Annotated in this window: 23 protein-coding genes; 18 read left to right on the forward strand and 5 right to left on the reverse strand. The window is 68.6% G+C overall.

The window, feature by feature from the left end; all coding sequences use genetic code 11:
• Positions 1-15: 15 nt before the first annotated feature.
• Positions 16-792 carry an isoprenyl transferase gene (locus tag CP974_RS18170; protein WP_031135770.1) on the reverse strand — a complete coding sequence of 259 codons (777 nt, stop codon included), beginning with the start codon at positions 790-792 and terminating at the stop codon, positions 16-18.
• 232 nt (positions 793-1,024) lie between these two features.
• Here CP974_RS18170 and CP974_RS18175 point away from each other — a divergent pair, with 232 nt between their 5' ends.
• On the forward strand, positions 1,025-2,062 hold the full coding sequence (locus CP974_RS18175; protein WP_031135772.1) for a methyltransferase domain-containing protein: 1,038 nt from the start codon (positions 1,025-1,027) through the stop codon (positions 2,060-2,062).
• Between the two features lie 170 nt (positions 2,063-2,232).
• Here the strand turns inward: CP974_RS18175 and CP974_RS18180 are convergent, their stop codons facing one another.
• The 4 genes from CP974_RS18180 to CP974_RS18195 all read right to left on the reverse strand — a co-directional run bounded on the left by CP974_RS18180 (position 2,233) and on the right by CP974_RS18195 (position 8,392).
• On the reverse strand, positions 2,233-5,289 hold the full coding sequence (locus tag CP974_RS18180) for a Tn3 family transposase (protein ID WP_031135774.1): 3,057 nt from the start codon (positions 5,287-5,289) through the stop codon (positions 2,233-2,235).
• 442 nt (positions 5,290-5,731) lie between these two features.
• On the reverse strand, positions 5,732-6,826 hold the full coding sequence (locus tag CP974_RS18185) for an HTTM domain-containing protein (RefSeq protein WP_037937104.1): 1,095 nt from the start codon (positions 6,824-6,826) through the stop codon (positions 5,732-5,734).
• A 1-nt stretch (position 6,827) separates the two neighbouring features.
• Positions 6,828-7,502 (reverse strand): DUF5819 family protein, encoded by a 675-nt coding sequence (locus CP974_RS18190; protein WP_085921641.1) that lies wholly within the window; start codon positions 7,500-7,502, stop codon positions 6,828-6,830.
• A gap of 203 nt (positions 7,503-7,705) precedes the next feature.
• Positions 7,706-8,392 (reverse strand): hypothetical protein, encoded by a 687-nt coding sequence (locus tag CP974_RS18195; RefSeq protein ID WP_140160905.1) that lies wholly within the window; start codon positions 8,390-8,392, stop codon positions 7,706-7,708.
• Between the two features lie 308 nt (positions 8,393-8,700).
• On the opposite strand from CP974_RS18195, the gene CP974_RS18200 reads away from it, so the two are divergent.
• From CP974_RS18200 to rpsH, 17 genes are all read left to right on the forward strand, one after another.
• Positions 8,701-9,564, forward strand: coding sequence for a hypothetical protein (locus CP974_RS18200; RefSeq protein ID WP_140160906.1), 864 nt, complete (start codon positions 8,701-8,703; stop codon positions 9,562-9,564).
• A gap of 582 nt (positions 9,565-10,146) precedes the next feature.
• Positions 10,147-10,455 carry a 30S ribosomal protein S10 gene (rpsJ, locus tag CP974_RS18205; protein WP_003948644.1) on the forward strand — a complete coding sequence of 103 codons (309 nt, stop codon included), beginning with the start codon at positions 10,147-10,149 and terminating at the stop codon, positions 10,453-10,455.
• A 13-nt stretch (positions 10,456-10,468) separates the two neighbouring features.
• Positions 10,469-11,113 carry a 50S ribosomal protein L3 gene (gene rplC / locus CP974_RS18210; RefSeq protein ID WP_031129712.1) on the forward strand — a complete coding sequence of 215 codons (645 nt, stop codon included), beginning with the start codon at positions 10,469-10,471 and terminating at the stop codon, positions 11,111-11,113.
• Between the two features lie 7 nt (positions 11,114-11,120).
• Positions 11,121-11,771: a 50S ribosomal protein L4 gene (rplD, locus tag CP974_RS18215; protein ID WP_031129711.1), complete on the forward strand. Its 651-nt coding sequence runs from the start codon at positions 11,121-11,123 to the stop codon at positions 11,769-11,771.
• Positions 11,771-12,094 carry a 50S ribosomal protein L23 gene (gene rplW / locus CP974_RS18220; RefSeq protein WP_031129709.1) on the forward strand — a complete coding sequence of 108 codons (324 nt, stop codon included), beginning with the start codon at positions 11,771-11,773 and terminating at the stop codon, positions 12,092-12,094. The genes rplD and rplW overlap by 1 nt, the downstream gene beginning before the upstream one ends.
• A 41-nt stretch (positions 12,095-12,135) precedes the next feature.
• Positions 12,136-12,972: a 50S ribosomal protein L2 gene (gene rplB, locus CP974_RS18225; RefSeq protein ID WP_010473951.1), complete on the forward strand. Its 837-nt coding sequence runs from the start codon at positions 12,136-12,138 to the stop codon at positions 12,970-12,972.
• 12 nt (positions 12,973-12,984) lie between these two features.
• On the forward strand, positions 12,985-13,266 hold the full coding sequence (gene rpsS, locus CP974_RS18230) for a 30S ribosomal protein S19 (RefSeq protein ID WP_004984529.1): 282 nt from the start codon (positions 12,985-12,987) through the stop codon (positions 13,264-13,266).
• 51 nt (positions 13,267-13,317) lie between these two features.
• Entirely contained in the window at positions 13,318-13,665 is a 348-nt protein-coding gene (gene rplV, locus CP974_RS18235) for a 50S ribosomal protein L22 (RefSeq protein WP_031129708.1), read from the forward strand.
• The gene (rpsC, locus tag CP974_RS18240) at positions 13,665-14,492 is read left to right on the forward strand and encodes a 30S ribosomal protein S3 (RefSeq protein ID WP_023587025.1); all 828 of its coding nucleotides are present in this window, start codon (positions 13,665-13,667) and stop codon (positions 14,490-14,492) included. The genes rplV and rpsC overlap by 1 nt, the downstream gene beginning before the upstream one ends.
• Positions 14,493-14,497: 5 nt before the next feature.
• Positions 14,498-14,917 (forward strand): 50S ribosomal protein L16, encoded by a 420-nt coding sequence (rplP, locus tag CP974_RS18245; protein ID WP_017949658.1) that lies wholly within the window; start codon positions 14,498-14,500, stop codon positions 14,915-14,917.
• Positions 14,917-15,141: a 50S ribosomal protein L29 gene (gene rpmC, locus CP974_RS18250; RefSeq protein WP_010473947.1), complete on the forward strand. Its 225-nt coding sequence runs from the start codon at positions 14,917-14,919 to the stop codon at positions 15,139-15,141. Before rplP ends, rpmC begins: the two co-directional genes overlap by 1 nt.
• On the forward strand, positions 15,141-15,425 hold the full coding sequence (rpsQ, locus tag CP974_RS18255) for a 30S ribosomal protein S17 (RefSeq protein ID WP_031129706.1): 285 nt from the start codon (positions 15,141-15,143) through the stop codon (positions 15,423-15,425). The genes rpmC and rpsQ overlap by 1 nt, the downstream gene beginning before the upstream one ends.
• 100 nt (positions 15,426-15,525) lie before the next feature.
• Positions 15,526-15,894, forward strand: a complete 369-nt coding sequence (rplN, locus tag CP974_RS18260; protein ID WP_003956455.1) for a 50S ribosomal protein L14 — start codon at positions 15,526-15,528, stop codon at positions 15,892-15,894.
• Between the two features lie 2 nt (positions 15,895-15,896).
• On the forward strand, positions 15,897-16,220 hold the full coding sequence (rplX, locus tag CP974_RS18265) for a 50S ribosomal protein L24 (protein ID WP_010473945.1): 324 nt from the start codon (positions 15,897-15,899) through the stop codon (positions 16,218-16,220).
• The gene (gene rplE, locus CP974_RS18270; protein WP_031129704.1) at positions 16,220-16,777 is read left to right on the forward strand and encodes a 50S ribosomal protein L5; all 558 of its coding nucleotides are present in this window, start codon (positions 16,220-16,222) and stop codon (positions 16,775-16,777) included. The genes rplX and rplE overlap by 1 nt, the downstream gene beginning before the upstream one ends.
• A 2-nt stretch (positions 16,778-16,779) precedes the next feature.
• A complete protein-coding gene (locus CP974_RS18275; protein WP_003956452.1) occupies positions 16,780-16,965 on the forward strand; it encodes a type Z 30S ribosomal protein S14 in 186 nt (61 codons plus the stop codon).
• Between the two features lie 235 nt (positions 16,966-17,200).
• Positions 17,201-17,599, forward strand: coding sequence for a 30S ribosomal protein S8 (gene rpsH, locus CP974_RS18285; RefSeq protein ID WP_010473942.1), 399 nt, complete (start codon positions 17,201-17,203; stop codon positions 17,597-17,599).
• Positions 17,600-17,606: the final 7 nt, after the last annotated feature.

The raw sequence follows: 17,606 nt of genomic DNA on the forward strand, positions 1-17,606 counted from the left end.
GGCTGTGTGCCTGTGTCATGCGCCGTAGCGGCGTTGCCGGGCCGCATAGCTGCGCAGGGCACGCAGAAAGTCGATCTCTCGGAAGGCGGGCCAGTAGGCCTCGCAGAAATACAGCTCCGAGTAGGCACTCTGCCAAAGGAGGAAGTTCGACATGCGCTGTTCTCCGCTGGTGCGGATGACGAGGTCTGGGTCAGGTTGTCCTGCCGTGTAGAGGTGACGGGTGATGTCGTCCATCGTCAGGCTTGCTGCGAGGTCTTCGAGGGTGGTTCCGGCTGCTGCCTGTTCGTGGAGCAGTTCGCGCACGGCATCGATGACTTCCTGCCTTCCGCCGTAGCCGATGGCAAGGGTCACCTGTGATCCGGTGGTGCAGCGGCGGGTCGCCTCTACCGCTTCCTTGAGGGCGTGGGCCGTGGAGTCAGGCAGGGCGTCGAGGGTTCCTGCTATGCGAACCTGCCAGCGGGCGTCAGGACGAGCGAGATGAACTGCCACCACCTGCTCAATCACCTGCATGAGAAAGGACACCTCGGTGTCGCCGCGGCGCTGCAAGTTCTCCGTGGAGCAGACGAAGACCGTCACGTGTTTGATGCCGGCCGTCTCGCACCAGGACAGCACGCTCTCCACGTGTTCGGCACCGTATCGATGGCCGATGCTTGGGTTGGCCATGCCCATCTGGCGGGCCCATCTGCGGTTTCCGTCCATGATCAGGCCGATGTGCTTGGGCAGCGGCCCCGCTGCCGTCTGCCGCCGCAGCCGACGGGCGTACAGGGCGTAGAAGAGGTCGGCGGTGCGCATCGTGAGACCTTTCGCATGGTGTCCAGGGCAGACAGAAGTTCTTGGTGCACTGCAGAGGTCGGTTCGTCGCGGTCTCCGGCGGCGTCCGTGGTACTGCCCGGAGGAACCAGGCCGGGCACTTGCGCAGTCGGCGTCCGTCGTTTCACCGCTACGGAATACTACGTGTCACGTACTACGTGCTGTGTAGCATCATGGGAACGCATTCCAAAGGTCGACCACACCTGGAGAAGCCATGCGCACCAACGACGCCCAGATGCTCGTGCTGTGCGCACTGGCCGACGGGCCGCTGCACGGGTACGCCATCAACGCTGCCATCGAGCAGGTCTCCGGTCACCGCCTCGGACCCGGGAGCCTCTATGGAGCCTTGGCCCGTCTGGAGGCGAAGCAGCTGGTGAGGCCCCTGGAGGAAAAGGGCCGCCAACGCCCGTTCTGCCTCACGCCCGCGGGGCGGGAGCTGCTTGAGCGTGAGGCGCACTCCATGGCCCGCCTGTCCGGACGTGTATTTGAGAGCGCTGTTCCTGACGAGGTCAGCTACCTCGATCAACTGGCCACGACGGACGCGGCGCGTTCTTACAAGAGCGTCATGCTCGACGCACTGGATGCCCGGCCCGGTGAGAGCGCACTCGATCTGGGCTGCGGACCGGGCACAGATCTCGGCACTCTCGCCAAGGCGGTCAGCCCGTCGGGCAGGGTGATCGGCATCGACTCCAGTCAGGAGATGGTTGAGCAAGCACGCAGGCGTACGGAGAATCTGCCTGCGGTCGAGGTAGAGCTAGGCGATATCCACACGCTCCCGCTCGAGGACGGCAGCATCGACTGTGCCCGGACCGACCGCGTGCTCCAGCACGTGGCGGACCCGGCCCAGGCACTTGCAGAGGCCCGGCGTGTCCTTCGCCCAGGCGGCAGACTTGTCATGGGCGAACCTGACTGGGATTCGCTGACCATCGACTACCCCGACCTTGAGGTCTCGCGTGCTTACACTCGCCACGTGACGGACAAAATCGTACGCAACGGGGTCATTGGCCGTCAGCTGGCCCGGCTTGCGCTGGATGCGGGGTTCGCCGTACCGACCGTCGTCCCGATCACCTCGGTCTTTCGTGATGCTCAGGCCGCCGACCAGGTCCTCGGTCTTCAGCGCAATACTGAGCGCGCGGTGTCCGCGGGCTACCTGCCCGCCCTGGCATCGCAGAGGTGGCTTGACCATCTCGCTACGGGGCCCTTCTTCGCCGCAGTGACGCTGTACGTCGTCGTCGCGCAAGCCACCCCGTAGTCCTGGGTGCCGGCCGACCGCCTCTGCTACGGACTGGCCATTCTCGCCTTGGACAGGGTCGTGCTGCCCGTCTTCGTCGATGGCCCTCAGCGGGGCTGCCACCTGCTGACATGCCCACGGTCCGGCCCCCGGAAAGTCCTGGAAGCCGGACCGGGTCTCATGTCCCACCGTCACATGTCGTCGGTGGCGGTCTTGTCGCGCAGGGGGCGCAGGCCGCCGGGCAGGTCGGGAAGCTGGAAGGAGTACCGGCCGAGCATATTGATGTGATGCCGCACGAACGGTGAGAGGCGGGCGACGTCCTCGTCGCGGACGTCGAAGCCGTCCGCCCGCAGCTGGTTCACCGCGGCGTCCATGTACCGGGTGTTGAACAGCACGAGGGCGTTGAGGACAAGGCCGAGGGCGCCGATCTGGTCCTCCATGCCGTCTTGGTAGCGCTGGTACAGCTGCCCCTGCTTGCCGTGGAAGATCTTCCGGGCCAGCGCGTGGCGGCCTTCCTGGAGGTTGGCCTGCACCTTGATTTGGCGGCGGTAGCCGGGCTCGTCGGCCAGGCGCAGGATGTGCAGGGTCTTCGCGATCCGCCCGTAGTGGGCGATCGCGTCGCCGAGCGGGGTGGGCCGCCCGTCGCGGGAAAGCATCCGGATGACGTCGTAGGCGCGGACGGCTCCGGTGTGGATGGAGCCGATGATCCGCAGGATGTCCTCCCAGTGCCGTTCGATGCGGGCGAGGTCGATCCGGCCACGGGCGGCGTCCTGGAAGGCGCCGTAGTCGGCCGTGCGATCGACGCGCCACATCTTCTGATCTGGCAGGTCAGCGAGCTGCGGGGCGTAGGCGAACCCGGCCAGGGTCAGCAGTCCGAACACGATGTCGCTGTAGCTCGCGGTGTCGGTGACGATCATCTCCGGGCGCTTGCCGCCGTCGCGGTCATAGAGGACGTCCAGCACGTACAGGGAGTCGCGCGGGGTGCCGGCCACGACCTTCCCCCCGAGCCCGGCGGCCTGGTCGTTGATCATGTTGAGCCAGGTCGCACCGCCCCGGCGCCCGAAGTACTTCGGGTTCGGCCGCGCGTACACCGACGGCACGGGGACGACGAACCGCATTCCGTCCACCGAGGCGACCAGGCCCCCGCCCCACGTCTGGGCGAGCGGGATGGACGCCTGGTGCTCAATGAGGGTCGCGTTCGCGGCCCGGTACGTCGCCAGCCGCAGATACGTCTGGTCGACGTGGGACAGCCGCCCGTACTTCAGCGGGTCCGCGCCGCCCATCACCGGGGTGTAGCCGACGTTGCAGCCGTGGGCGACCAGCAGCGCGGCGATCGTAACGTTCAGGTCCTTCAGGCGGGCCTCGCCGGCGGTGACCGAGGTGAACGCCTGGTCGGCGCCGGTCCAGGAGAACACCTCCAGCAGCACCTCGGGCAGGTCCACTCTCGGCAGCATCGCGTTCACCGCAGCCCGCAGCTCCAGCAGGGAGGCCGGTTCGGGCTCCGGCTCCAGAGCGGCGAAGTGCAGGCGGCCGTCGTCGTCGAAGACGATCTGCGCGCTGTCCGGGACCCGGGCGGCGACCTCCCGGTAGGTGCCGTCGAGCAGCGCGGCCCGCGCCGCCAAGTGCCCGTCCGCCTCCCCGGGCAGGTTCAGCGAGGCCAGCACGGTCGGCCGCGCCTGCTGCCACGCCTGTCCGGCCAGCAGCTTCGCCCGCGGGTCACCCCACTTCGAGGAGTTCTTCGCGAAAACCTGCTTGCTGCGAAGCATCCGGTGCAGGTGCTCCAGCACGCAGAACGTGTACGCCTTCCAGTCCACCGTGCCCGGCTCCAGATGCGGCGCCGCCAGGACCAGGCGCCGCCACGAGCCGGTGAGCAGGTCCGCGTCGATCTCGGCCGGGCCAACCTTCTTGCGGCCCATCAGCTCCGGCAACGACAGCAGCGCGCCCAGTACGGCCTCACCCTCCGGGGTGGCGTCGAAGTCCACCACGCTGACCAGCAGCTTCAAGAACGGGCGGACGGTGCCGAACCGGTTGATCAGCATGGCCCGCCATGCCTCGTCGGCATCCGAGTCCAGCGGCGGGGTCAGCTCGAACAGCGCGGCGATCGCCGCGGCCAGCTCGTGCCGGGGCACCACCTGCTCGATGGCCGCCCACATCCCTTCCAGGCTCTCCACTTTCGGCGGAGCGATCTCCCCGGTGTCGGTGTCGACCTGCTCGCTCGTGGTGTCGAACACGACCTGGAACGCGGTCGCCAACTTCGCCGACGCCCGCTCCACGCGCGGCAGAGACTTCAGCTTCTCCTTCGCGCTCTCGCGCTCCGCCCTGGCCAGCAGCTTCGTCGCGATCAGCACCTCCAGCAGGTCCAGCGCGTCGTCCACCGCCCGCGACGTGAGGTACACGGTGGTGGCCAGCAGCGTCGCCAGGCGGCGAGCGTCGGAGTGCCGGCGCAGCAGCGACGCCTTGCCGTCCACCCCGTACCGGGACAGCTCCGCCAGCCGGCGCGGCGGTATCCGCGACACATCAACGGCGCCCATTCCGAACGCGGCGATCTCCTCCGCCCGCTCCAGCGCCCGCTTCATCTGCGGACCCGACACCCGCACCGGCCCGCGCCTCAGCCGGTCCAGCTCCGAGACCCGCTCCCCGGGCGGCACCGTCAGCAAAGAGTCCAGCACCGCCCGCTGCCCGGTGCTCAGCATCCCGTGCAGGCTGTCCCACAGCCGCTGGTTCGCTGCTTCCCGCACCGAGGCCACCAGCCTCGTCAGCGTCGTCACCCCAGGCAGCAGCACCCGCCGCTCCCTCAGCCACCCGGCTGCCGCGTCGAACAACGCCTTCGGCCCCTCGCCCGTCGTCCAGGCCCGCGCGTCCACCCATTCCCGCAGCTCGCCCTCCGCCTCGGCGAACTCCCGGTACTCCAAGACCCGCCGCAGCTCGCGCACGTGCTCCAGCCGGGTGTTCTCCCGCTCGCCGTACTCCTTCAGCACCGACGGATCGCCGATGTCGAGCTGCTCGGCGAGGTAGTCCACGACCTCCGGCGGCACGTCCGCCGGGTCGTCAAGGAACACGCCGAGATAGCGCACGGTTGTGAGCTGGGCCGCGAACCCCAGGCGGTTGTGGGCCCGCCTCTTGGGCTCGATCAGCTCCCGGTCCGCGTCGTCCAGGAAGAAGAACCGCTCCAACTCCGTACGGGACGGCGCCCCGCGATACGCCGCGTACGCGGCAGCCTGCTCATCCGTCAAAAACTCGACCGGCACCCCGGGCCTCCAGACAGTCGATCAACACGACTGCCGAAGGTTCATCCCTCACAGAAGACCAGGTCAAAGCACATGTCAGCACCAGGCGGGCTTAGCGCCGGTTTTCGTTCGGATGTTCCTCAACCCCGAGGTCTCCTGTTGGCGTGGTGCGGGCGGGGAAGGCACGCCGGGCAGGCGCCTGCGCCCCGGCAGGGGGGGCGGCCGGTGTCTGGGGCATATGTCGCCATGAGCCTAGGATGCGCAACTGTTCCCAGGGCAAGCCCAGTTGGTTGGCTTCGCCCAGTCGGGTGACGCCTCTCGCCCTCCCTCAGCCGACCGGCGTCGGCTCGGCCGTGGCCGCCGGCGGGCGCCCCGCCTCGCCGGACCCCGCCGAGACAGAGGGGCCGGAGCGGCCGGAAGGCGCCACCGGGGCGGACCGGCCGCGGCGGGTGAGGCGCGCGCACTAGGCGCCCAGCCGGGTCAGGAACGAGGTGGGCAGGAACACCAGGTCGCACACGATCATCACCAGGGACAGGAACGGGATGCCCAGCAGCACCGCGATGCCGGCGTGCTCGGCGATCATCACGGCGAGCAGGGCGTTCTTGAGCCGCCGGTTGGCGAGGGTGAAGGGGAACGCCACCTGCACCGCCACGGTCAGGTAGGTGAGCGCCAGCACCAGCAGCGCGTTGCCCGCCAGGGCCGCCGACAGCCACGGCCACGGGGCGAAGTAGTCCAGGTGCAGCGCGTAGTACAGGGCGCTGCCCTCCTGCCACCGCGTGCCCTGGATCTTGTACCAGCCGGCGGTCGCGTAGATCAGGCAGACCTGCGCGCCGATCACCACCATCCCCGCGTTGTGCGCCATCGCGGCGCAGCCGTCGAGGACGGACCGCAGCTCCCGCGCGCCGGAGGCGCGGTGCACCACGTACCAGAGGCCCTGCACGGCCCACAGCAGCCACAGGGCCAGCGGCCAGCCGACCGGCGGCGGGAAGCCGAACGCCCAGAACAGCAGGGCGCCGAGCACCGCCCACAGCGCCACCCCCACCGGGTCGCGGGAACCGGCGCCGTCCCCGGCGGAGCGGCGGGCGCGGCGGGCCCGCCGGGCGTCGAGCGACCACACCTGGGCGCAGCGGATGAGCACCAGGTAGATCACCATGATCCGGAGGATGTTGTCGCCGCCGTCCCCGACCAGGGGGTTGCGGTTCTCCAGGGAGACCAGCCCGACCATGAGCAGCACCGCCGTGGCGCGGGTGCGCCAGCCGGCCATGACGGCGAGGGCCGCCAGGACCGTCACGGTGTAGACGATCTCGAACCAGAGGCGCCCGCCCCACCAGCCGAGGACGCTGAAGGTGCCCTCCTCCTGGATGAGCGTAAGCGCCAGGTCGTACGACAGGGGGCTGCGGTCCCCGTACAGGACGCGGCGGTGCGGCCACTCGCGCAGCAGGAACGCCGCGATCACGGCGGCCAGGCCGATGCGGAGGACCGCGGCCTGGTAGGTGGCCCGGGGGACCAGGACGGCGCGTGCGAGACGGGCCGGGCGGCCCGGTGCTTCGGTGGTCAACTCACAGCTCCCTGTAGTCCTGGTCGCTCACCGGCCACCACGGCAGCAGGCGGTAGGTGGTGGTGTCCGGGCTGCCCTCGCTGCTCCACGACGGCGGGGGCACGGGCGTGAAGCGTCCGCCGACCTGCACGGCGACGATCGGCCTGCCCTGCCACTCCCGGCCGAGGCGCTGGAGGACCACCCGCTTGAGGTACGCCTCGGAGAGCGGGCCGAGCGCGCCCCGCGTGGGCTTGTCCTTGAGGGTGTGCGTGTTGACGTAGCCGTCCCAGGCGCGGCGGAGCATGTTCTGGTGGACGTGGCTGGGGGCCGGGTTCCCGGTGATCGCCTCGATGTCCTCGGCGGTGAGGTTCACCCACTCGGAGACCTCGCCGTCGCCCGCCCCGCCGTCCGTGCGCAGCCGTACGCCGACGGCCTCGTCGCGTTGCAGGGGGTTGGGTGCGAACAGCTTCCAGTCCTGGCCGAACTCGGGCTGCACGTACGCGTCGACCGCCGCGCGGTGGCGGGCGGTGACGGCGTTGTGCGGGGCGAGGCTGAAGAAGACCATGCCCAGGTGGAGCAGGGCCGCGCCGGTGAGCAGCAGACCGGCGGCGACGAGCGTGCCCACCGCCCAAGGCGGCCGGGGCGAAGCGGCCTGCGCGCCCTTCGCCGGGCACGTACGGGGGTGCGGCAGTTCCATCCGCGTTCCCTTCGTGAAATCCGATGAAAGAATCGAATGAAGTCAGATGAAGTCCGACGAGAATCGATGAGGTAAAAGAAGACCTGCTGAGCGGTGATGCAATCCGATGATGGGGACACCCGAATCCGCGCCGTTCCGGGGGCCGGAACGGTGGAAAGGCCCGTGCGATGGAACGCGGAGATCCACCGCACGGGCCGACCCGTCTAGAGCGGGCAGTTGTCGACGCGGACGCCGGTGTAGTTGATGTCCGGGTGCAGGGAGCTGAGCAGGTCCGCGATGCGGTTGGTGTCGTCACCGCCGTAGTACTGCGGGTTCTGCAGGGTGTAGATCAGCGTCGGGTCGATCGGGGCGCCGGCGTTGATGCCCGCCTGCGTCCGGGTGGGCAGGTCGCCGCCGAACTGCGAGCTGTAGGTCTCGTTGCCGGTCAGACCGGTCGGGCCCCACGCCTCCGGGTAGTTGTTCCGCCAGAAGCCCGGCGAGCACCACTCGGGCTCCCCGGGGGTGGTGGTGCCGTTGGTGGTGGGCGGCACGGTGGTGCCGTTGGTTCCGTTGGTGCCGATCAGGCCGATCAGCCCGTTGGTGAGGTTGACGCCGCCCAGGACCGTCGGGGCGAAGACGGCGTTCTGGGTGCAGTACCCGAAGGTCTTGCCCTTGCAGTTGTGGTTGACGTCGTGCTTCGAGTTGTCGATCTTGTACGTGGTCTTGCCGCCCTTGCCGCCCTTGCCGTCCTTCTCGGCGCTCCGCTGCGCCGGGGGCGCGGGCGCGGGCTTCTTCGCGGCGGCACGGGTCAGCCCCGGGTGCTCCCAGTCGATCGCCTGCGACATCGTGGCCGTGCCCAGGGTGAGGGCGCCCACGGAAACGGCGACCATGAGGGCTCGAATGGACCGCATGAATTTCCTTTCTGTTCGGACTTTGCTCGCTCAGCTCGGTCGAAAGGAAATTGCGGCCACTGTTGCCGGGAGGAAAGCGACGCGTCGGGCGACACGGAAAGAAGGGCCGAACGACGTCGCTTTCCGAGAGAACTCCCTGCACGCGGTCGCATCATGCGAAGAGAAGCCCGCACTGGCCGGACGTCCGAGCGCGATCCGGCCGACGGGCCTCCGCTCGGCGGCCCGTCGGGCGCACCTCATCACCTGATCATCACATTGCGCGGTCAGGGCTTGTCGTGACCACCCCGCCCCCGTGGGATGTCCGAGTCGTGAGGAGACGGGCGAGCGAGGCGGGCGGCAGTGGGACGAGCGGGCGGGAGGCGGCGGCCGGAGCCGGGAGCGGACGGGGGCGAACTGGGCGGGGCGCCGTCGCGGGCGGCCGGGGGCGGCGCCGACCGTACGCCGCGTCCGCCGCCGCCCTCGTCGCCGCGGCCGCCGCGGTGCTGGCGCTCGCCCCGGAGCCCGTCTCCGGACGGCCGCCATGGGGCGGCGGCGCGGCAGCCGATGTCGCGCTCGACGCGCATGAGGGGCACGTGGAAGGCGGGTACGCGTACCCGACGCTCGACGAGCCGTTCCTGGGGACGGCCGCCGCGGGCTGGGACGACGGCGCCCGGGGCATCCGTCCACCCGGGGCGCGGGCGACCGGCGGCATGACGGCGGAGGAGGTGGCCGAAGCGCTGCGGCTGACGAGGGACTTCCTGATCGCGTCCAATCCCGCCGCCGCGGTGGTGCGGGGAGGGCATCCGCAGCGCGCGCTCGTCAAGACCCGCGGGGACATGGCGTTCGAGAAGGGCGAGGGGGACGGCGAGGTGGTGGTCCGCGCCGACCACACCTTCGTCCATCCGCTCGTGCAGACCCATCCGGGGGCCGAGGACGTGACCCACACCGTGGTGCGGAGGCGGTTGGCCGTGTCGCTCATGGACCCCGACCTCTGGGAGGTGACCCCGGGCACGCTGCGGGTGATCGAGTCGCGTCCCGAGATCGTGAACGCCGGGTGCGACACGGCGGACGGCTTCATCCACCCGGTCTTCCCCAGCGACCTGCTCGGCCGGACCCCCTCGCCGGCCGTCACCGGCTTCGATCCCTACGACCGGGACCGGGAGATCCCGGACGCGCCGGACGCCCCCTGCTGAGGCGGGACACGGCGCTCCGGCTCGCGGCCGGGCCGCCGTCCGCCGCGTCGGACCTGACGGCGCCGCTCGCGGGTGGGGGCGCCTCACGCCCGCCCCGCCCGCCACCCGGACCCGTGGCGGACCCTCTCGCCGCCGTGCCGGGCCCCGCCGGGCCCCTCGCCCGTCCCGCGCCCCGGGACGCCCCCGCGCGCCCCGGTTTGATCGTCCAGGGCCTCGGGGTATTCTCTTCGGCTCGATTGGCGTACGCGAGGCCCCGTGTGGCAGACTGTCCGGGTTGCTCGGTTGAGTGCCGATGCTGCGCGCCTCCCGCCGGGAGGACCGGAAGCGAGTCCCACAGTACTCGTCGTCCCTGCGTGGGGCGGAAGTACGGGAATCTTCCGGGAAGTGTCAGCGGGGCGCCGACCAGGCACCCGGTGGGTGTCTTCCCCCGGACCGCGGTCCCAGGCCCGCACCCCCTTGGTTGGGAAATCCTTCGGGAGATCTTCGTAGAGGGAGTGCGACACGCCCGACCGCGTGGGTCGGAGAAGACAGAGAGCCCACCAGGTTCCAGAGCGTTACGAGAGACAGGACTACTGAGTAGCCATGGCGGGACAGAAGATCCGCATCCGGCTCAAGGCCTACGACCACGAGGTCATCGACTCCTCGGCGAAGAAGATCGTCGAGACGGTGACCCGCACGGGTGCGTCGGTCGCGGGCCCGGTGCCGCTGCCCACTGAGAAGAACGTGTACTGCGTCATCAAGTCGCCGCACAAGTACAAGGACTCGCGCGAGCACTTCGAGATGCGGACGCACAAGCGCCTCATCGACATCCTCGACCCCACGCCGAAGACGGTTGACTCGCTCATGCGCCTCGACCTGCCGGCCGGCGTCGACATCGAGATCAAGCTCTGAGGTGACGCGCGAGATGGCTAAGAACATTAAGGGCGTCCTGGGCGAGAAGCTCGGCATGACCCAGGTCTGGGACGAGAACAACCGGGTCGTCCCGGTGACCGTCGTCAAGGCCGGTCCCTGCGTCGTCACCCAGGTCCGCTCCAACGACACCGACGGCTACGAGTCGGTCCAGATCGCCTTCGGCGAGATCGACCCGCGCAAGGTGAACAAGCCCCTCAAGGGCCACTTCGCCAAGGCCGACGTCACCCCGCGCCGCCACCTGGTGGAGATCCGCACCGCTGACGCCTCCGAGTACACCCTCGGTCAGGAGATCACCGCCGCGGTCTTCGAGGCGGGCGTCAAGGTCGACGTCACCGGCAAGAGCAAGGGCAAGGGCTTCGCCGGTGTCATGAAGCGCCACAACTTCCGTGGCCTGGGCGCCGGACACGGCACCCAGCGCAAGCACCGCTCGCCCGGTTCCATCGGTGGCTGCGCCACCCCGGGCCGCGTGTTCAAGGGCCTCCGCATGGCGGGCCGCATGGGCAACGAGCGGGTCACCACCCAGAACCTGACCGTCCACGCCGTTGACGCGGAGAAGGGTCTGCTGCTCATCAAGGGCGCGGTCCCCGGTCCGAACGGCGGCCTCGTCCTGGTCCGTACCGCGGCCAAGGGGGCCTGAGGTAACGATGAGCACCATTGACATCCTTTCGCCGGCAGGCGACAAGGCCGGGACCGTCGAGCTCCCCTCGGAGATCTTCGACGCGAAGACCAGCGTTCCGCTGATCCACCAGGTCGTCGTCGCACAGCTGGCCGCTGCCCGCCAGGGCACGCACAAGACCAAGACCCGTGGCGAAGTCCGCGGCGGTGGCAAGAAGCCCTACCGCCAGAAGGGCACCGGCCGCGCCCGTCAGGGCTCGACCCGCGCTCCGCAGTTCGCCGGTGGTGGCGTCGTCCACGGCCCCGTGCCGCGTGACTACTCGCAGCGGACCCCCAAGAAGATGAAGGCCGCCGCCCTGCGCGGTGCCCTCTCCGACCGGGCCCGCCACTCCCGCATCCACGTCGTCACCGGCGTGGTCGAGGGTGAGATCTCCACCAAGGCCGCCAAGACGCTGTTCGGCAAGATCTCGGAGCGCAAGAACCTGCTCCTGGTCGTCGAGCGCTCCGACGAGGCCGCGTGGCTCTCCGCCCGCAACCTGCCCCAGGTGCACATCCTGGAGCCGGGCCAGCTGAACACGTACGACGTGCTCGTCTCCGACGACGTGGTCTTCACCAAGGCCGCTTTCGAGTCCTTCGTGTCTGGCCCCCAGACCGCTGAGACCGAAGGGAGCGACGCCTGATGAGCGAGGCCGTCGTCACCAGCAAGACCTTCACGGACCCGCGTGACATCCTCGTCAAGCCGGTTGTCTCCGAGAAGAGCTACGCGCTGCTGGACGAGAACAAGTACACGTTCGTCGTCGACCCGCGCGCGAACAAGACCCAGATCAAGCAGGCCGTCGAGGCGGTCTTCTCGGTCAAGGTCACCGGGGTCAACACGATCAACCGGCAGGGCAAGCGCAAGCGCACCCGCACCGGCTACGGCAAGCGCGCCAACACCAAGCGCGCCATCGTGACCCTTGCCGAGGGCAACCGTATCGACATCTTCGGCGGTCCGACCGCCTAAGGGCGGTCTGGATCGTCCGAATATCGGACGAGGACTGAGAAATGGGTATCCGCAAGTACAAGCCGACGACTCCGGGCCGTCGTGGCTCCAGCGTCGCCGACTTTGTCGAGATCACGCGGTCCACGCCGGAGAAGTCGCTGGTCCGCCCCCTGCACAGCAAGGGCGGCCGTAACAACACCGGTCGTGTGACCGTCCGCCACCAGGGCGGTGGCCACAAGCGCGCCTACCGAGTGATCGACTTCCGTCGTCACGACAAGGACGGCGTGCCGGCGAAGGTCGCTCACATCGAGTACGACCCGAACCGCACCGCGCGCATCGCGCTCCTGCACTACGCGGACGGCGAGAAGCGCTACATCATCGCCCCCCGTGGCCTGAGCCAGGGCGACCGGATCGAGAACGGTCCCGGCGCCGACATCAAGCCCGGCAACAACCTGGCGCTGCGCAACATCCCGGTCGGTACCACGATCCACGCGATCGAGCTCCGTCCCGGTGGCGGCGCCAAGTTCGCCCGCTCCGCCGGTGCCTCCGTGCAGCTGCTCGCGAAGGAGGGCTCGATGGCCCACCTCCGCATGCCGTCCGGTGAGATCCGCCTGGTCGACGTCCGCTGCCGCGCCACCATCGGCGAGGTCGGCAACGCCGAGCAGTCGAACATCAACTGGGGCAAGGCCGGCCGCAAGCGCTGGCTGGGCGTTCGCCCGACCGTCCGCGGTGTGGCGATGAACCCGGTCGACCACCCGCACGGTGGTGGTGAGGGCAAGACCTCCGGTGGTCGCCACCCGGTCTCCCCGTGGGGTCAGAAGGAGGGTCGTACTCGTTCTCCCAAGAAGGCGAGCAACAAGTACATCGTCCGCCGCCGCAAGACGAACAAGAAGCGCTAGGAGCGGGTTTAGATGCCGCGTAGTCTCAAGAAGGGGCCCTTCGTCGACGACCACCTGATCAAGAAGGTGGACGCCCAGAACGAAGCCGGCACCAAGAACGTCATCAAGACCTGGTCCCGTCGCTCGATGATCGTCCCGGCCATGCTCGGCCACACGATCGCGGTGCACAACGGCAAGACCCACATCCCGGTGTTCGTCACCGAGTCGATGGTCGGCCACAAGCTCGGCGAGTTCTCGCCGACGCGCACCTTCCGGGGTCACGTCAAGGAAGACCGGAAGTCGAAGCGCCGCTAACCAGCGGGGTGAAAGACCATGACGAACGTGTCAGACACTGAAGGGACAACCATGGAAGCCAGGGCCCAGGCGCGGTACATCCGCGTCACGCCCATGAAGGCCCGCCGCGTGGTGGACCTCATCCGTGGCATGGACGCCACGGAGGCTCAGGCGGTCCTGCGTTTCGCCCCGCAGGCCGCGAGCGTGCCGGTCAAGAAGGTGCTGGACAGCGCCATCGCGAACGCCGCGCACAACTACGACCACACGGACGCCTCGTCGCTGTTCATCAGCGAGGCGTTTGTGGACGAGGGTCCGACCCTGAAGCGGTTCCGGCCGCGCGCCCAGGGCCGCGCCTACCGGATCCGTAAGCGGACCAGCCACATCACCGTGGTCGTCAGCAGCAAGGAAGGAACCCGGTAATGGGCCAGAAGGTAAACCCGCACGGGTTCCGGCTCGGCATCACCACCGACTTCAAGTCGCGCTGGTACGCCGACAAGCTGTACAAGGACTACGTCAAGGAAGACGTCGCCATCCGTCGGATGATGACGTCCGGCATGGAGCGCGCCGGCATCTCCAAGGTCGAGATCGAGCGCACCCGTGACCGCGTCCGCGTGGACATCCACACGGCGCGTCCGGGCATCGTCATCGGCCGCCGTGGCGCCGAGGCCGACCGCATCCGCGGCGACCTCGAGAAGCTCACCGGCAAGCAGGTCCAGCTGAACATCCTCGAGGTCAAGAACCCCGAGGTCGACGCCCAGCTCGTGGCCCAGGCCGTTGCCGAGCAGCTGTCCTCCCGCGTCTCCTTCCGCCGCGCCATGCGCAAGAGCATGCAGTCGGCGATGAAGGCGGGCGCCAAGGGCATCAAGATCCAGTGCGGTGGCCGCCTCGGCGGCGCCGAGATGTCCCGCTCGGAGTTCTACCGCGAGGGCCGTGTGCCGCTGCACACGCTCCGCGCGAACGTCGAGTACGGCTTCTTCGAGGCCAAGACCACCTTCGGCCGCATCGGCGTGAAGGTCTGGATCTACAAGGGCGACGTCAAGAACATCGCCGAGGTTCGCGCCGAGAACGCCGCAGCCCGCGCCGGCAACCGCCCGGCCCGTGGCGGTGCCGACCGCCCGGCCCGCGGTGGCCGCGGTGGCGAGCGTGGCGGTCGCGGCCGCAAGCCGCAGCAGAACGCCGCTGCCGAGGCCCCCAAGGCCGAGGCCGCTGCCGCTGCTCCGGCTGAGAGCACCGGAACGGAGGCCTGACCGAAATGCTGATCCCCCGTAGGGTCAAGCACCGCAAGCAGCACCACCCGAAGCGCAGCGGTATGTCCAAGGGTGGTACGCAGGTTGCGTTCGGCGAGTACGGCATCCAGGCCCTGACTCCGGCGTACGTGACCAACCGCCAGATCGAGGCGGCTCGTATCGCGATGACCCGCCACATCAAGCGTGGCGGCAAGGTCTGGATCAACATCTACCCGGACCGCCCGCTGACCAAGAAGCCCGCCGAGACCCGCATGGGTTCCGGTAAGGGTTCCCCGGAGTGGTGGGTCGCGAACGTCAAGCCCGGTCGGGTGATGTTCGAGCTGTCCTACCCGAACGAGAAGATTGCGCGTGAGGCGCTTACCCGCGCTGCTCACAAGCTTCCGATGAAGTGCCGGATCGTTCGGCGCGAGGCAGGTGAGGCGTGATGTCGGCCGGTACCAAGGCGTCCGAGCTGCGCGAGCTGAGCAACGAGGAGCTTGTCGGCAAGCTCCGCGAGGCCAAGGAAGAGCTGTTCAACCTCCGCTTCCAGGCGGCGACCGGGCAGCTCGAGAACCACGGCCGGCTGAAGGCCGTCCGCAAGGACATCGCCCGGATCTACACCCTCATGCGTGAGCGTGAGCTCGGCATCGAGACGGTGGAGAGCGCCTGATGAGCGAGAACAACGTGACTGAGAAGACTGAAGCGCGCGGCTTCCGCAAGACCCGCGAGGGTTACGTCGTCAGCGACAAGATGGACAAGACCGTCGTCGTCGCCGTCGAGGACCGCGTCAAGCACGCCCTGTACGGCAAGGTCATCCGCCGTACGAACAAGCTCAAGGCGCACGACGAGCAGAACGCCGCGGGTGTCGGCGACCGCGTCCTCCTCATGGAGACCCGGCCGCTGTCCGCGACGAAGCGCTGGCGCGTCGTCGAGATCCTCGAGAAGGCCAAGTAAGCACTTGAAGGGGTAACCCTTCAGGTTCGTTCCGCCAGGCTCGGCGCCCCGTGGGTTCGCCCACGGGCGCCGGGAACCGGCAGACAATCAGGAGATAGACGTGATCCAGCAGGAGTCGCGACTGCGTGTCGCCGACAACACTGGTGCGAAGGAGATCCTTTGCATCCGTGTGCTCGGTGGCTCCGGTCGCCGCTACGCGGGCATCGGTGACGTCATCGTCGCCACCGTCAAGGACGCGATCCCCGGTGGCAACGTGAAGAAGGGTGACGTCGTCAAGGCGGTCATCGTTCGCACCGTCAAGGAGCGCCGCCGCCAGGACGGCTCGTACATCCGCTTCGACGAGAACGCCGCCGTCATTCTGAAGAACGACGGCGACCCTCGCGGCACCCGTATCTTCGGCCCGGTCGGCCGTGAGCTGCGCGAGAAGAAGTTCATGAAGATCATCTCGCTCGCGCCGGAGGTGCTGTAAGCATGAAGATCAAGAAGGGTGACCTGGTCCAGGTCATCACCGGCAAGGACAAGGGCAAGCAGGGCAAGGTCATCGCGGCCTTCCCCCGTGAGGACCGCGTCCTGGTCGAGGGTGTCAACCGGGTCAAGAAGCACACCAAGGCGAACCAGCCGGGCCGCGCCTCGCAGGCCGGCGGCATCGTCACGGTCGAAGCCCCCATCCACGTGAGCAACGTTCAGCTCGTCGTGGAGAAGGACGGCAACAAGGTCGTGACCCGCGTCGGTTACCGCTTCGACGAGAACGGCAACAAGATCCGCGTTGCCAAGCGGACGGGTGAGGACATCTGATGGCTACCACCACGACCCCGCGTCTCAAGACGAAGTACCGCGAGGAGATCGTCGGCAAGCTGCGTGACGAGTTCAGCTACGAGAACGTCATGCAGGTTCCGGGCCTCGTCAAGATCGTGGTCAACATGGGTGTGGGCGACGCCGCCCGCGACTCCAAGCTGATCGAGGGCGCCATCCGCGACCTCACCACGATCACCGGTCAGAAGCCGGCCGTCACCAAGGCCCGCAAGTCCATCGCGCAGTTCAAGCTGCGCGAGGGTCAGCCGATCGGTGCCCACGTCACGCTCCGTGGCGACCGCATGTGGGAGTTCCTGGACCGCACCCTGTCGCTCGCGCTCCCGCGCATCCGCGACTTCCGCGGCCTGTCCCCCAAGCAGTTCGACGGCCGTGGCAACTACACCTTCGGTCTCACGGAGCAGGTCATGTTCCACGAGATCGACCAGGACAAGATCGACCGGGTCCGGGGCATGGACATCACCGTGGTCACCACGGCGACCAACGACGACGAGGGTCGTGCCCTCCTCCGTCACCTCGGCTTCCCGTTCAAGGAGAACTGACCGTGGCGAAGAAGGCTCTGATCGCTAAGGCCGCCCGCAAGCCGAAGTTCGGTGTGCGCGCGTACACCCGCTGCCAGCGCTGCGGCCGGCCCCACTCCGTCTACCGCAAGTTCGGCCTGTGCCGCGTGTGCCTCCGTGAGATGGCTCACCGCGGCGAGCTGCCGGGCGTGACCAAGAGCTCCTGGTAATCGACCCGTTGGGTTGATGCCAGGCTCTCGGTAAGCAGACCGGTCGGCAGGGGCCCCTCCTCACATGCCGTAGGCTTGTGGGGTTGGGCGCCTGCCGCCCGGACGCCCGCGGGCCGAGCCCGCTAGATAACGCTTACTACGCCGTAGGTCCCCGCACCGCACCCGTCCCGCCCATGAGCGGGGAGAGGGATGGCGCATACAGGAAACCCCGGCGAGAGAGGCCGAAGGCCAATTCATGACCATGACTGATCCGATCGCAGACATGCTTACGCGTCTGCGGAACGCGAACTCGGCGTACCACGACACCGTGACGATGCCGCACAGCAAGATCAAGTCTCACATCGCGGAGATCCTCAAGCAGGAGGGCTTCATCACGGGCTGGAAGGTCGAGGACGCCGAGGTCGGCAAGAACCTCGTCCTCGAGCTCAAGTTCGGCCCGAACCGCGAGCGCTCCATCGCGGGCATCAAGCGGATCTCGAAGCCCGGTCTCCGGGTCTACGCGAAGTCCACCAACCTGCCGAAGGTCCTCGGCGGCCTGGGCGTGGCGATCATCTCCACGTCCCACGGTCTCCTGACCGGCCAGCAGGCTCAGAAGAAGGGCGTGGGTGGGGAAGTCCTCGCCTACGTCTGGTAGTCGGGAA

The sequence above is a fragment of the Streptomyces fradiae ATCC 10745 = DSM 40063 genome (genome assembly GCF_008704425.1).
GTDB lineage: Bacteria > Actinomycetota > Actinomycetes > Streptomycetales > Streptomycetaceae > Streptomyces > Streptomyces fradiae.

Bases quoted from the DNA above. Each gene is read 5' to 3' on its own strand.
- rpsH (WP_010473942.1), top strand. From the start codon at position 17,201: ATGACCATGACTGATCCGATCGCAGACATGCTTACGCGTCTGCGGAAC.
- rpsJ (WP_003948644.1), top strand. From the start codon at position 10,147: ATGGCGGGACAGAAGATCCGCATCCGGCTCAAGGCCTACGACCACGAG.
- rpsQ (WP_031129706.1), top strand. From the start codon at position 15,141: ATGAGCGAGAACAACGTGACTGAGAAGACTGAAGCGCGCGGCTTCCGC.
- rpsS (WP_004984529.1), top strand. From the start codon at position 12,985: ATGCCGCGTAGTCTCAAGAAGGGGCCCTTCGTCGACGACCACCTGATC.
- rplV (WP_031129708.1), top strand. From the start codon at position 13,318: ATGGAAGCCAGGGCCCAGGCGCGGTACATCCGCGTCACGCCCATGAAG.
- rplB (WP_010473951.1), top strand. From the start codon at position 12,136: ATGGGTATCCGCAAGTACAAGCCGACGACTCCGGGCCGTCGTGGCTCC.
- rplX (WP_010473945.1), top strand. From the start codon at position 15,897: ATGAAGATCAAGAAGGGTGACCTGGTCCAGGTCATCACCGGCAAGGAC.
- rpmC (WP_010473947.1), top strand. From the start codon at position 14,917: ATGTCGGCCGGTACCAAGGCGTCCGAGCTGCGCGAGCTGAGCAACGAG.
- rplD (WP_031129711.1), top strand. From the start codon at position 11,121: ATGAGCACCATTGACATCCTTTCGCCGGCAGGCGACAAGGCCGGGACC.
- rplP (WP_017949658.1), top strand. From the start codon at position 14,498: ATGCTGATCCCCCGTAGGGTCAAGCACCGCAAGCAGCACCACCCGAAG.
- rplE (WP_031129704.1), top strand. From the start codon at position 16,220: ATGGCTACCACCACGACCCCGCGTCTCAAGACGAAGTACCGCGAGGAG.
- rplW (WP_031129709.1), top strand. From the start codon at position 11,771: ATGAGCGAGGCCGTCGTCACCAGCAAGACCTTCACGGACCCGCGTGAC.
- CP974_RS18170 (WP_031135770.1), bottom strand. From the start codon at position 792: ATGCGCACCGCCGACCTCTTCTACGCCCTGTACGCCCGTCGGCTGCGG.
- rplC (WP_031129712.1), top strand. From the start codon at position 10,469: ATGGCTAAGAACATTAAGGGCGTCCTGGGCGAGAAGCTCGGCATGACC.
- CP974_RS18175 (WP_031135772.1), top strand. From the start codon at position 1,025: ATGCGCACCAACGACGCCCAGATGCTCGTGCTGTGCGCACTGGCCGAC.
- CP974_RS18190 (WP_085921641.1), bottom strand. From the start codon at position 7,502: ATGGAACTGCCGCACCCCCGTACGTGCCCGGCGAAGGGCGCGCAGGCC.
- rpsC (WP_023587025.1), top strand. From the start codon at position 13,665: ATGGGCCAGAAGGTAAACCCGCACGGGTTCCGGCTCGGCATCACCACC.
- CP974_RS18195 (WP_140160905.1), bottom strand. From the start codon at position 8,392: ATGCGGTCCATTCGAGCCCTCATGGTCGCCGTTTCCGTGGGCGCCCTC.